The 13,400-nt window shown below is 60.1% G+C and carries 9 protein-coding genes; 6 read left to right on the top strand and 3 right to left on the bottom strand.

The genetic code is table 11. The annotated features are described in order from the left end of the window. The first annotated feature begins 159 nt into the window (after positions 1–159). Positions 160–843 carry a DNA repair protein RecO gene (gene recO, locus ACA079_RS26625; RefSeq protein WP_497701511.1) on the top strand — a complete coding sequence of 228 codons (684 nt, stop codon included), beginning with the start codon at positions 160–162 and terminating at the stop codon, positions 841–843. Between the two features lie 49 nt (positions 844–892). Then, on the top strand, positions 893–1,639 hold the full coding sequence (pdxJ, locus tag ACA079_RS26620; RefSeq protein ID WP_497701510.1) for a pyridoxine 5'-phosphate synthase: 747 nt from the start codon (positions 893–895) through the stop codon (positions 1,637–1,639). Between the two features lie 99 nt (positions 1,640–1,738). On the opposite strand, the gene mltF is transcribed toward pdxJ, so the two are convergent. Beyond that, positions 1,739–3,199: a membrane-bound lytic murein transglycosylase MltF gene (mltF, locus tag ACA079_RS26615; RefSeq protein WP_415771234.1), complete on the bottom strand. Its 1,461-nt coding sequence runs from the start codon at positions 3,197–3,199 to the stop codon at positions 1,739–1,741. A gap of 274 nt (positions 3,200–3,473) precedes the next feature. Between mltF and purL the strand changes: the two genes are divergently transcribed. The 4 genes from purL to ACA079_RS26595 all read left to right on the top strand — a co-directional run bounded on the left by purL (position 3,474) and on the right by ACA079_RS26595 (position 9,038). Then, the gene (purL, locus tag ACA079_RS26610) at positions 3,474–7,370 is read left to right on the top strand and encodes a phosphoribosylformylglycinamidine synthase (protein ID WP_497701509.1); all 3,897 of its coding nucleotides are present in this window, start codon (positions 3,474–3,476) and stop codon (positions 7,368–7,370) included. A gap of 5 nt (positions 7,371–7,375) precedes the next feature. Continuing rightward, on the top strand, positions 7,376–7,687 hold the full coding sequence (locus ACA079_RS26605; RefSeq protein WP_497701508.1) for an NGG1p interacting factor NIF3: 312 nt from the start codon (positions 7,376–7,378) through the stop codon (positions 7,685–7,687). 276 nt (positions 7,688–7,963) lie between these two features. Then, positions 7,964–8,602 carry a DUF6036 family nucleotidyltransferase gene (locus tag ACA079_RS26600; RefSeq protein WP_497701507.1) on the top strand — a complete coding sequence of 213 codons (639 nt, stop codon included), beginning with the start codon at positions 7,964–7,966 and terminating at the stop codon, positions 8,600–8,602. Then, positions 8,586–9,038, top strand: a complete 453-nt coding sequence (locus tag ACA079_RS26595; RefSeq protein ID WP_497701506.1) for a hypothetical protein — start codon at positions 8,586–8,588, stop codon at positions 9,036–9,038. Before ACA079_RS26600 ends, ACA079_RS26595 begins: the two co-directional genes overlap by 17 nt. Positions 9,039–9,109: 71 nt before the next feature. Here ACA079_RS26595 and nagE read toward each other — a convergent pair whose 3' ends face one another. Both nagE and ptsP read right to left on the bottom strand, forming a co-directional pair. Beyond that, positions 9,110–10,825, bottom strand: a complete 1,716-nt coding sequence (gene nagE / locus ACA079_RS26590; RefSeq protein ID WP_497701505.1) for an N-acetylglucosamine-specific PTS transporter subunit IIBC — start codon at positions 10,823–10,825, stop codon at positions 9,110–9,112. A 30-nt stretch (positions 10,826–10,855) separates the two neighbouring features. After that, the gene (gene ptsP / locus ACA079_RS26585) at positions 10,856–13,372 is read right to left on the bottom strand and encodes a phosphoenolpyruvate--protein phosphotransferase (RefSeq protein WP_497701504.1); all 2,517 of its coding nucleotides are present in this window, start codon (positions 13,370–13,372) and stop codon (positions 10,856–10,858) included. Between the last annotated feature and the right edge of the window lie 28 nt (positions 13,373–13,400).

The raw sequence follows: 13,400 nt of genomic DNA, 5'->3' as shown, positions 1-13,400 counted from the left end.
TCCTGATACACCGAAGAACCCCTGTGGGAGCGAGCTTGCTCGCGATAGCGGTCTGCCAGTCAACATCGATGTTGAATGTCATGCCCTCATCGCGAGCAAGCTCGCTCCCACATTGGGTTTGGGTTGTTTGTAAAACTGCGTTCCGTCATTGAGAACTCCATGTCCCAACCCCTCGGCCAACCCGCCTTCGTGCTCCACAGTCGCGCCTACCGCGAAAACAGCGCGCTGGTGGATTTCCTCACGCCGCAAGGTCGGCTGCGGGCGGTGTTGCGCAGTGCTCGGGGCAAGGCTGGGACGTTGGCGCGGCCATTCGTGCCGCTGGAAGTCGAGTTCCGTGGGCGTGGTGAATTGAAGAACGTCGGTCGCATGGAAAGCGCTGGCGTCTCCACCTGGCTCAATGGTGAGGCGCTGTTCAGCGGTCTCTACCTCAACGAGTTATTGATCCGTCTGCTGCCCTCCGAAGATCCCCATCCCGCCGTTTTCGATCACTACGCTGCGACCCTGCTCGCACTTGCCGAAGGTCGTCCGCTGGAACCGTTGTTGCGTTCCTTTGAATGGCGACTGCTTGACGATTTGGGTTACGGCTTCGCTCTGACTACCGACATCCATGGCGATCCCATCGCGCCGGACGGTCTCTACCGTTTGCAAGTGGATGCGGGGCTCGAACGGGTCTACCTGCTGCAACCCGGTCTGTTCAACGGCACCGAACTGCTGGCGATGGCCGATGCAGACTGGACTGCGCCCGGCGCACTGTCCGCGGCAAAGCGCTTGATGCGTCAGGCACTGGCCGTTCATCTGGGCGGTCGTCCCTTGGTGAGTCGCGAGTTGTTTCGCAAGCCCTGATCACCCCGTATGCTGTGCGCCGAACTTTTCCATTTTCAGGAGCGCTTCCGTGACCACCAGCAATCGCATTCTTCTTGGCGTGAACATCGACCACGTTGCCACCCTGCGTCAGGCCCGGGGCACGCGCTATCCGGATCCGGTCAAGGCAGCACTGGACGCGGAAGAGGCGGGTGCTGACGGCATTACCGTGCACCTGCGCGAAGACCGTCGGCACATTCAAGAGCGCGATGTGTTGCTGCTCAAGGATGTGCTGCAAACCCGCATGAACTTCGAAATGGGCGTCACTGAAGAGATGATGGTGTTCGCCGAACGCATTCGTCCGGCGCACATTTGCCTGGTGCCGGAAACCCGTCAGGAGCTGACGACCGAAGGTGGTCTGGACGTGGCGGGGCAGGAAGCACGGATCAAGGCGGCAGTGGATCGTCTGGCGAAAATCGGCTGTGAAGTGTCACTGTTCATCGACGCTGACGAGCGGCAGATCGAAGCATCCCGTCGTGTTGGTGCGCCGGCTATTGAGCTGCATACCGGTCGTTATGCCGATGCCGAGACGCCGACCGATGTGGCTGAAGAGCTCCAGCGTGTGGCGGATGGCGTGGCGTTTGGTCTGGCTCAAGGTTTGATCGTCAACGCTGGCCACGGTCTGCATTACCACAACGTCGAAGCGGTCGCGGCGATCAAAGGTATCAACGAACTGAACATCGGCCACGCGCTGGTGGCTCATGCGTTGTTCGTCGGGTTCAAGTCGGCTGTTTCGGAGATGAAGGCGCTGATCCTGGCTGCTGCGTTGAAAGGCTAAGATCAAAAGAACGCAGGCTTCGCCAGCTCCTACAGGTGTACACATAACCTTGTAGGAGCTGCCGAAGGCTGCGATCTTTTTTGCACCGGCCCCGCGGTATCAGAGCTGAGGGGTTTCCTGATTCGGTTTGGTCTTGTCGACCCCCGGCACATGCAGGTTGCCCTCGGCGACCTGATTGCCTTCCAGCTGCGGCTGCGTCACCCACGTCAGGATGTCGTAGTAGCGGCGGATGTTCGCCACGAAGTGAACGGGTTCGCCGCCACGGGCATAGCCGTAACGGGTTTTGCTGAACCACTTCTTCTCGGACAGGCGCGGCAGGATCTTTTTCACGTCCAGCCACTTGTCCGGGTTCAGTCCTTCCTTGGCCGCCAGTTTGCGCGCGTCATCCAGGTGACCGCTGCCAACGTTGTAGGCCGCCAGTGCAAACCATGTGCGATCCGGCTCCTGGATCGACTCATCCAGCTGGTCCTTCATGTAGGCCAGGTACTTGGCGCCACCCATGATGCTTTGTTTGGGGTCCAGTCGATTGGACACGCCCATGGCCTGCGCGGTGTTCTGGGTCAGCATCATCAGGCCGCGCACGCCGGTTTTCGACGTGACGGCCGCTTGCCATAGCGATTCCTGATAGCCGACCGCGGCGAGCAGGCGCCAATCAACTTTCTCTTTCTTGGCGTATGCCTTGAAGTGCTGTTCGTATTTGGGCAGACGTTGCTGCAAGTGTTGGGCGAAGGTGGTGGCGCCCATGTAACCCAGTACATCGACATGCCCGTAATAGCGGTCTTTCAGGCGTTGCAGGGTGCCGTTTTTCTTCACCTTGTCGAGGTAGTCGTTGATCTCGTTGAGCAAGCTGTTGTCGTCGCCAGCGGCCACTGCCCAGCTCTGGTTGCTGCCGTCCCCGAGGTCGAAGGCTACCCGCACGTTGGGGAAGTAGACCTGGTTCATCGCGACTTCGTTTGAGTCGACCAGGGTCAGGTCTATCTGATCTTCATCGACCATCCGCAGCAAGTCGACGACTTCAACCGCGTCGGACTCTTCGTATTCAATGCCGGGATATTTCTTTTTCAGCTCCGCCAATTGCTCGGCGTGGGTGCTGCCCTTGAGCACCATGATCTTCTTGCCCACCAGATCCTTCGCTTCGGTGGGCCGCGATTGGCCGTTGCGATAGATGATCTGCGGGGTGACTTCGAGATAGGAGTGGGAAAACCGCACCTGCTTTTTGCGTGCTTCGCTGCTGACCAGGCCGGCAGCAGCGATCACCGGGCCGTTGGGTTTGCCCACCTGATTAAACAGGTCGTCGAGGTTGTCGGCGGTTTCGATTTTGAGCTCCACCCCCAGATCGTCGGCGAAGCGCTTCACCAGCTCGTATTCGAAGCCGGTTTCACCGTTGCGATCCTGAAAGTAGGTGGCGGGGCTGTTACGGGTAACCACCCGCAGCACGCCATCCTCCTTTACGCGCTCCAGCGTGTTGGGTTTATCAACACAGCCACTGAGCACCAGGAAGAGTCCGGTTGCGATCAGCCATTTGGCGAACCGCGGACGCAAAGCCGTTGGGGAAAACATCTGCGCAGTATACGCAAAGGACCACGAGCGCCATATCTCGACAGCGAAGGGCTTGTCTGCTAGGCAGCTGAAAACCGCTCCGGAGCCCGCAGGAATGGGCCCGAGCAGCATTTTGTGACAGAAAAAATATCGCTCGGCGCGCACCGGTTTGAGGTCCGAACACCCGGCCCGACGCCCGGGTGCAGCCGCCCGTACCGTTTCGGGTGATGTCGCGGCCTGTTTAGGCTAGAATGCACGGCCTCAAAGCACACCCCTTCCCGAGGCTGTCCCGAAGATGTTGATCCTGCGCGGCGCTCCTGCCCTTTCTGCCTTTCGCCACAGCAAACTCCTTGAGCAACTGAGCCAGAAGGTCCCGGCTGTCAGCGGCTTGTATGCTGAATTCGCTCACTTCGCCGAAGTTACCGGCGTCCTGACCGGCGACGAACAGCAGGTGCTCGCGCGCCTTCTGAAGTACGGCCCAAGTGTTCCGGTACAAGAGCCAACCGGTCGTCTGTTCCTGGTGTTGCCGCGGTTCGGCACCATCTCGCCATGGTCCAGTAAAGCCAGCGACATCGCTCGCAACTGCGGCCTGACGAAAATCCAGCGCCTGGAACGCGGCATCGCGTTCTACGTCGCCGGCCAGTTCAGCGACGCCGAAGCGCAGCTGATCTCCGATGCGCTGCACGACCGCATGACCCAGATCGTCCTCGGCAACCTTGAACAAGCCGCCGGCCTGTTCAGCCATGCCGAGCCGAAACCGCTGACCGCGATCGACGTGTTGGGTGGCGGCCGCGCCGCGCTGGAAAAAGCCAACACCGAGCTGGGCCTGGCCCTGGCCGAAGACGAAATCGACTACCTGGTCAACGCCTTCGTCGGCTTGAAGCGCAACCCGCACGACATCGAACTGATGATGTTCGCCCAGGCGAACTCCGAGCACTGCCGTCACAAGATCTTCAACGCCAGTTGGGACATCGACGGTCAGAGCCAGGAAAAAAGCCTGTTCGGCATGATCAAGAACACCTACGTGATGCACAGCGAAGGCGTTCTGTCGGCTTATAAGGACAACGCTTCGGTCATCGTCGGTAACGTCGCCGGTCGTTTCTTCCCGGACCCTGAAACCCGCCAGTACGGCGCGGTGCAGGAACCGGTGCACATCCTGATGAAAGTCGAAACTCACAACCACCCGACTGCGATTGCCCCGTTCCCGGGCGCGTCCACCGGTTCCGGTGGCGAGATCCGCGACGAAGGCGCAACCGGTCGCGGTGCCAAGCCAAAGGCTGGCCTGACCGGTTTCACCGTGTCCAACCTGCAAATCCCGGGCTTCGAACAGCCGTGGGAAGTGCCTTATGGCAAGCCTGAGCGCATCGTTACCGCGCTGGACATCATGATCGAAGGCCCACTGGGTGGCGCCGCGTTCAACAACGAATTCGGCCGTCCGGCCCTGACCGGTTACTTCCGTACCTTCGAACAGTCGATCACCACCCCGCGTGGCGACGAAGTTCGCGGCTACCACAAGCCAATCATGCTGGCGGGCGGTATGGGTAACATCCGTGCCGAACACGTACAGAAAGGCGAGATCACCGTCGGCTCCAAGCTGATCGTGCTCGGCGGCCCGGCGATGCTGATCGGTCTGGGTGGCGGCGCGGCTTCCTCCATGGCCACCGGCACCAGCTCGGCAGACCTGGACTTCGCTTCCGTACAGCGCGAAAACCCTGAGATGGAACGTCGCTGCCAGGAAGTCATCGACCGTTGCTGGCAGTTGGGTGAACACAACCCGATCAGCTTCATCCACGACGTCGGCGCGGGCGGTCTGTCCAACGCCTTCCCGGAACTGGTCAACGATGGCAACCGTGGCGGTCGCTTCGAACTGCGCAACATTCCAAACGACGAGCCGGGCATGGCCCCGCACGAAATCTGGAGTAACGAATCCCAGGAGCGTTACGTTCTGGCGGTCGGCCCGGCTGACTTCGAACGCTTCCAGGCGATCTGCGAACGCGAGCGTTGCCCGTTTGCCGTCGTCGGCGAAGCCACTGCCGAGCCGCAACTGACCGTCACCGACAGTCACTTCGGCAACAGCCCGGTAGACATGCCACTGGAAGTGCTGCTGGGCAAAGCCCCGCGCATGCACCGTTCGGCCGTTCGCGAAAACGAATTGGGCGACGATTTCGATCCGTCGACCCTGGAGATCGCAGACTGCGTTGAACGCGTTCTGCATCACCCGGCCGTGGCGAGCAAAAGCTTCCTGATCACCATCGGCGACCGCACCATCACCGGCCTCGTGGCCCGTGATCAGATGGTCGGCCCGTGGCAGGTTCCGGTAGCCGACGTTGCCGTCACCGCCACCAGCTTCGATGTTTACACCGGTGAAGCCATGGCCATGGGCGAGCGCACTCCGCTGGCTCTGCTGGACGCTCCGGCGTCGGGCCGCATGGCCATCGGCGAAACCCTGACCAACATCGCGGCTTCGCGCATCAACAAAATCTCCGACATCAAACTGTCGGCCAACTGGATGTCCGCTGCCGGTCACCCAGGTGAAGACGCGCGTCTGTACGACACCGTGAAAGCGGTCGGCATGGAACTGTGCCCTGACCTGGGCATTACCATTCCGGTGGGCAAGGACTCGATGTCCATGGCCACGCGCTGGAACGACGAAGGCGTCGACAAAACCGTGACGTCGCCGATGTCGCTGATCGTGACCGGTTTCGCGCCTGTGGCTGACATCCGTCAGACCCTGACGCCGGAACTGCGCATGGACAAGGGCACCACCGACCTGATCCTGATCGATCTGGGCCGAGGCCAAAACCGCATGGGCGCCTCGATCCTGGCCCAGGTTCACGGCAAGCTCGGTTCGCAAGCGCCGGACGTCGACGATGCCGAAGACCTCAAAGCCTTCTTCGCCGTTATCCAGGGCCTCAACGCCGACGGTCACTTGCTGGCTTACCACGACCGTTCCGACGGTGGTCTGCTGACCAGCACCGTGGAAATGGCCTTCGCCGGCCACTGCGGCCTGAGCCTGAACCTCGACGGTCTGGCAGAAACTTCTGCCGACATCGCCGCGATCCTGTTCAACGAAGAACTGGGCGCCGTGATCCAGGTTCGCCAGGACGCTACTCCAGACATCCTTGCGCAGTTCAGCGCTGCCGGTCTGGGCGAGTGCGTGTCGGTGATTGGTCAGCCGATGAACAACGGCCAGATCAACATCACCTTCAACGGCGAAACCGTATTCGAAGGCCAGCGTCGTCTGCTGCAACGTCAGTGGGCTGAAACCAGCTACCAGATTCAGCGTCTGCGTGATAACGCCGACTGCGCCGAACAAGAGTTCGACGTGCTGCTGGAAGAAGACAACCCGGGCCTGAGCGTCAAGCTGAGCTACGACGTCAACCAGGACGTCGCCGCGCCTTACATCAAGAAAGGCATCCGCCCACAGGTTGCCGTGTTGCGTGAGCAGGGCGTCAACGGTCAGGTGGAAATGGCAGCCGCGTTCGACCGCGCCGGTTTCAACGCGATCGACGTGCACATGAGCGACATTCTGGCCGGCCGTGTCGACCTGAACGAGTTCAAAGGTCTGGTCGCTTGCGGTGGTTTCTCCTACGGCGACGTTCTCGGTGCCGGCGAAGGCTGGGCCAAGTCCGCGCTGTTCAACAGCCGTGCTCGCGATGCGTTCCAGGGCTTCTTTGAACGTAACGACAGCTTCACCCTCGGCGTGTGCAACGGTTGCCAGATGATGTCCAACCTGCACGAGCTGATCCCGGGCAGCGAGTTCTGGCCGCACTTTGTGCGTAACCGTTCCGAGCAGTTCGAAGCGCGCGTGGCGATGGTTCAGGTCCAGGAATCGAATTCGATCTTCCTGCAAGGCATGGCCGGCTCGCGTATGCCGATCGCTATTGCTCACGGTGAAGGTCATGCCGAGTTCGCCAGCGAAGAAGCGTTGCTGGAAGCCGATCTGTCGGGTTGCGTGGCGATGCGTTTCGTCGACAACCACGGCAAGGTCACCGAAAACTACCCGGCCAACCCGAACGGCTCGCCGCGCGGGATCACCGGTTTGACCAGCCGCGACGGTCGCGTAACGATCATGATGCCGCACCCGGAACGTGTGTTCCGCGCGGTGCAGAACTCGTGGCGTTCGGAAGACTGGAACGAAGACGCACCTTGGATGCGTATGTTCCGTAACGCTCGCGTCTGGGTTAACTAAGCGCTGTGTATAAGCTCAGTTTTTTTGTTCCGGCCAGTCATGTGGAGCAGGTCAAGAGTGCCGTATTCGCCGCCGGTGGCGGACGGATCGGCGCTTATGACCATTGCGCCTGGCAAGTGCTCGGCCTTGGCCAGTTTCGCCCATTGGATGGCAGTCAGCCGTTTATTGGTGAAGCGGGGCAGGTCGAGCAGGTTGAGGAGTGGAAGGTTGAGCTTGTCGTAGCGAATGAGTTGATTCGGGCGGTGGTGGTGGCTCTGAAAGAGAGCCATCCCTATGAGACGCCTGCTTACGAGGTATGGCGGCTAGAAGATTTTTGATCTTCCTGTCCGCAGAAATGAGAAACCCGCTGATGAAGATCAGCGGGTTTTTTATTGCTCGGGATTTGGACTGATGTACGCAACTCAAACTGTGGGAGCTACCTTGCCTGCGATGACTACCTAATAGTCGTTTTCGTCGAGGGGGGCATACCTATTCTTGCGGTAACGGCTACATCGTTCAAGGAAATATCTGACAACCTTTTCAGGTTGTCCGTCGGAAGTGTCAAGTCCAGCCTTTGTCCATCACAAACACTTCAATCCACTTGAGGTTCAAAGATGGAATTGCCGGACGCAATTACTCCCAGGGTTAACTCGAACACCGCGCTTGGGCAGGCGCTAATTTCGATGTTCAAATCCGTCGAACTGGAGCTAGTCGGTGAATGCGCAGAGCCAGGGGCGGTCAAGGTTATCGTGTTCGGAGGGTGCGCCGTTCACCTCTACACTCATCATCGCGTGTCAACTGATGTTGACGCTGAAATTTACTATGCAAATCTCCCACAAGGTCTTCACCTACAGACCTTGCTCGCAGAAGTACCTGAACATTTTGTTGATGAGCAATCCGGCAGGTTGATGGAGCTGAACTACGACCTTCAATACAACACCAGCTTCGGTCCCATTCATGAAGACTACTGGGAACGCAGTCTTCCCCTTGCAGATTTCTCTGTAGAGTCACCGTTGCATGTCCATATTGCGGCTCCTGTCGACATCGCAATATCCAAACTAGGTAGAGCGACAGACCAGGATATAGGCGACGTCAAAGCGCTGCTTCGGGCGGGTTTCATACTGACCACTGAACTCCGTCGTCTGACATTGCAGGCAATTGATGTATATGTTGGCAACAAAGAGCCACCGACCTCCGTTCTCACCAATATCTTGCAAGATTACCTGGAGACTACAGATGGCGACGCCCCTTAGCGGCCATGTCCTCTCATCCGCCTTGGACACCTTGGTCAAAAAACCTTTGAATCAAGCAGATGACGCTGCGCTGGTGAGCGCTGCCAAAGCTGTTTGGTACTCGAGTTTGAATCTTGAGAGTGAAGTAACTGCTTTTCTGAGCTGCCACGCGGATGGGTTGGAGGTTCGGCGTGCAGGCTACTTGCTCGAACGGTTTACTCGTTTTGCGTGCGTGTCTGATAGCCGCGTGTCAGAAACCCTCAATGCTCTTGAGCTTTTTGCATATTCGACTTCCAGGCAAGGGAGGGCGCCACAAGCAGTCGTACCTCTTCGTCGGCGCCGTGATGAACTTGCCATCTCCTGGGGGCTGAATGAAGGCCTCGGCCTGAAAGCTCAAACCCTCATGCCTTTCCAGACTCGGCATTACGAAGCGGAGCAGCGCGCAACTTCTGCTTGAGCCTAAGTGTCACTACGAGAACCCTGCCTAGGTCTGTTTTTTGTTGTTCGTAAGAAAGCGGGCGCAACAATCTAAACCTTGGCACTCACTTCACTACGATTAACCAACGCCTCCAGCGCCCCACTCAAGCTCTGCGCCTTATCGCCAATCAGCAGATGCCAAACCCCACCTTCCAACTGACTGACACCCTGGCAACCCAACGCCTTCAAATCACACTCAGACAACGCCTTGCCATCCGCCAATTGCAATCGAATCCGGGTCATGGCGATGCAATCCATCTGCAACACGTTCTCGCCGCCACCCAACGCATCCAACCATTGCTGTGCTTCTGAATTCGCCACCGCAGCAGGTTTCGGCGTATCGATAACAGCAGGAGGGGAGGAAACAAGTGCGCGCCCCAACGCCGGCATCGCCAAGCGAATCTCATCAGCAATGCTGTCCGCCATCGGCCCGACCACGACCTGCAAACTCCCACCCTTGCCCGGACGCACAACCGCCATCGCCCCCAGTGCTTTCAACTCCGCGTCGTTTGCTTTGTTGCGATCTACCATGTCCAGCCGCAACCGAGTGGTGCACGCACCCACGGTGATCAAATTCTGTGCACCACCCAGCGCCTTGATGTAAGCCCCGGCCCGTTCATTCTCGGCGATGACTACTTTGTCGCCATTCAGAACATCCTCACGCCCCGGCGTCTTCAAGTTGAACCGACGAATGCAGAAATCAAACACCACGTAGTAGATCACCGCATACGCCAGGCCGACCGGTACCATCAACCAGCCGTTGGTGGATTTTCCCCAGCCGAGAATCATGTCGATCAAACCACCGGAAAACGTAAATCCGAGATGAATGTTCAGCAGGTTGGTGATCGCCATCGACAGCCCGGTCAGCAACGCATGCACTAGATAAAGCAGCGGCGCGAGGAACATGAAGGCGAATTCGATCGGCTCAGTCACTCCCGTTAAAAACGAAGTCAGCGCCATCGACAGGAAGATCCCGCCCATGACTTTGCGGCGTTCCGGCAGGGCGTTGCGGTACATCGCCAGGCACGCGGCGGGCAGGCCGAAGATCATCATCGGGAACATGCCGGTCATGAACTGGCCGCCTTTCGGGTCGCCGGCGAAGTAGCGCGACAGGTCACCGGTGACGATGGCGCCGGTGGTCGGATCAGTGAAGTTGCCGAAGACGAACCACGCCATGTTGTTGAGGATGTGGTGCAGCCCGGTGACGATCAGCAGGCGGTTGAAAACGCCAAAGACGAACGCGCCGAAGCTGCCGCTTTCCATCATCAACGTGCCGAAGCTGTTGATGCCGTGTTGGATGGGCGGCCAGATCAAGCCAAAGATGACGCCCAGGCCGACGGCGGCGAACCCGGTGACTATCGGCACGAACCGCCGCCCGCCAAAGAATGCCAGGTACTCCGGCAGTTTGATGTCCTTGAAACGGTTGTACAGCGCGCCCGCCATCAAGCCGCTGACGATCCCGGCGAGCATGCCCATGTTGATGCTCGCGTCGAGCACTTTGAGGGTGGAGATCATCACCAGATAGCCAATCACCCCGGCGAGGCCTGCGGTGCCGTTGTTGTCCTTGGCGAAACCGACCGCGATGCCGATGGCGAAGATCATCGCCAGGTTGGCGAAGATCACCTGGCCGGCGTCGTGAATGATCGCGATGTTCATCAGGTCGGTGTCGCCCAGACGCAGCAACAGGCCGGCGATCGGCAGGATCGCGATCGGCAGCATCAGCGCGCGGCCGAGGCGTTGCAGGCCTTCGATGAAGTATTGGTACATGGCGAATCTCCCTGGATTTTTTGTTGTTGTTCAGCTCAGAGGCCATTGCTGGTGACAGGCGTGACGCACCGCGCTGGCGCTGCTCAACTTGAGCAAGTCGTGGCTGATGCGTCGGCATTCGCTGGCGTCCAGATGACGGACGCGATCCTTGATTTCACCGATCTGCACCGGGCTGACCGACAACTCGCTGACGCCCAGGCCGATCAGTACCGGCGTGGCCAGCGGATCGGAGGCCAGCGCGCCGCAGACACCGACCCAACGGTTGTGCACCGCAGCACCGGAGCAGGTCTGGGCGATCAGCCGCAGCAGCGCCGGGTGCATGGCGTCGACCCGCGAGGCTAGGCCGGCGTGGTCGCGGTCCATGGCCAGGGTGTATTGCGACAAGTCGTTGGTGCCGATGGACAGGAAGTCCGCGTGTTCGGCCAGTTGCTCGGCCAGCAGCGCGGCGGCGGGGACTTCGATCATCACGCCCAGCTCCGGGCGCTCACTCACACCGAGTTCAGTGCACAACGCGTCGAGACGCTGGCGGATGTGCAGCAACTCATCGACTTCGGTAACCATCGGCAACAGGATCCGGCAGCGCGACAGCGGGCTGACATGCAGTAAGGCGCGCAGTTGCTGATCGAGGATTTCCGGGCGGACCTGAGCCAGGCGGATACCGCGCAGGCCGAGCACTGGATTGGCCTCGGCCGGCAGCGGTAGGTAGTCGAGTTGCTTGTCGCCGCCGACGTCGATAGTGCGAATGATCACCGACTTGTCGCCCATGGCGTCGAGCACGGCTTGATAGGCGACGCGTTGTTCCTCTTCGTCCGGCGCGGTGCTGCGATCTACAAACAGAAACTCGGTACGCAGCAAGCCGACCCCGTCGGCGCCATTGGCCAGGGCATCAGCCGCTTCGGCGCTGGAAGCCACATTGGCGGCGACTTCAATCTGCAAACCGTCGAGTGTCAGCGCCGGGGTGTGAGCCTGAGCCTGTTGCTCCGCACGGCGCTGTTGATGATCGAGTTGTGCCTGATGCACTTCGGCCAAACGTTCGGCATTTGGCATCAGTTCAAGGCGACCGCCATCGGCATCCAGCACAACCGCTTGGCCTTGCTGCTGATCCAGCAGCGTAGAACCCAGTGCAACCATGCACGGCAGGCCTTTGCCACGCGCGAGAATCGCCACATGGGAAGTCGCGCCGCCCTCGGCCATGCACAACCCGGCGACACCTTGCTGACTGAGTTGCAGCAGATCGGACGGCGTCAGTTCATGCGCGGCGACGATGGCGCCGGCCGGCACGTCGTAGTGCCAGGTTTCGCCGAGCAGGGCGCGCAGTACGCGTTGTTTGAGGTCGCGCAGATCATTGGCGCGCTCTGCCAACAGCGGGCTGCCGAGTTGCTGGAGCACCTCGCACTGCACGTCGATCGACTGGCTCCAGGCGTGGGTCGCGGCCATGCCTTGATCGATGGAAGTGTTTGCTGCGTTCAGCAACGCCGGGTCTTCGAGCAAGGCGTGATGCGCGGCGAAGATCGCTTCTTCGTCGGTGTTTTTATGTTTCCTGGCTTGGGCCAGCGTGTGGTCGATTTCGCCGCGCACAACGGTCAGCGCGGTGTCGAGAACGTGCAGCTGTTGCTCGGGATCATGGTTGCCGGCGTCCACCGGAAGGCTGATCGCGTTCAAGCGAAACAACGGCCCGGCAACCAAACCAGGCGCTGCACAAACACCGTGCAACACGCCCGCTTCGGCAGCTCGAGTGCGTCGGGCAATCGGTGTCGGTGCGGCGGCGTGGCTGTCTTCGGCCAGCGCTGTGGATAACGCGATCAGCAACGCTTGCAACGCGGCTTCGGCGTCCGGGCCCTGGCAGCAGACCTGAACCTCGTCCTGTTCGCCAACGGCCAAACCCATCAACCCGATCAAGCTGTCGCAGGTCGCCGATTTGCCAGCGAAGTGCAGCTGCGATTTGCTCTTGAAACCTTGCGCTGTCTGACGAATCAGCGCTGCCGGACGGGCATGCAGCCCGCCACGATGGGCGATGCGAATGTGGCCGTAAATCTCTTCCCCGGAGAGCTCCGCTTCAGCCTGCGCGCCAGGTGCGTGTCGACGAATGATGTGCAGCAATGGCTCGCCAACTTTTACCGACTTCAGCGTGATTGGTCGCGCCTGAAAGTCCTGGCTGTTGGTCAGGATCATCAGGCTGACCAGGCTTTTGCACTGTTGCGCGACCTTGTCCAGGTCATAGCGCAACAGCGGCTGGCCGTTGCTGACCCGCGCACCTTCCTTGACCAGCATCGAGAAGCCTTCGCCCTGCAACTCGACGGTGTCGAGACCCAGGTGCAGCAGCAATTCGGCGCCGTTGTCGGCACGCAAGGTGACGGCGTGGCCGGTGCGCGCGACGTGCACCACGACGCCGGCGCACGGGGCGTGGAGGGTGTCGTTCAGCGGATCGATGGCGATCCCGTCGCCCATGGCGCCGCTGGCGAACACCGGGTCCGGGACTTTGGCGAGCGTGAGCACCGGGCCGCTGAGCGGGGCGCTGAGGGTCAGCTCTTTATTATTGTTGTGCATGGCTCGGTCTCATCAGGAAATACGTACG

It is taken from the genome of Pseudomonas sp. LBUM1645 (assembly GCF_059716185.1).
This window is presented reverse-complemented; position numbering and strand designations above follow the sequence as displayed.

Excerpts from the sequence above, each read along its gene's own strand:
- recO (WP_497701511.1), top strand. The coding sequence starts at position 160 with ATGTCCCAACCCCTCGGCCAACCCGCCTTCGTGCTCCACAGTCGCGCC.
- mltF (WP_415771234.1), bottom strand. The coding sequence starts at position 3,199 with ATGTTTTCCCCAACGGCTTTGCGTCCGCGGTTCGCCAAATGGCTGATC.
- purL (WP_497701509.1), top strand. The coding sequence starts at position 3,474 with ATGTTGATCCTGCGCGGCGCTCCTGCCCTTTCTGCCTTTCGCCACAGC.
- ACA079_RS26600 (WP_497701507.1), top strand. The coding sequence starts at position 7,964 with ATGGAATTGCCGGACGCAATTACTCCCAGGGTTAACTCGAACACCGCG.
- ACA079_RS26595 (WP_497701506.1), top strand. The coding sequence starts at position 8,586 with ATGGCGACGCCCCTTAGCGGCCATGTCCTCTCATCCGCCTTGGACACC.
- nagE (WP_497701505.1), bottom strand. The coding sequence starts at position 10,825 with ATGTACCAATACTTCATCGAAGGCCTGCAACGCCTCGGCCGCGCGCTG.
- ptsP (WP_497701504.1), bottom strand. The coding sequence starts at position 13,372 with ATGCACAACAATAATAAAGAGCTGACCCTCAGCGCCCCGCTCAGCGGC.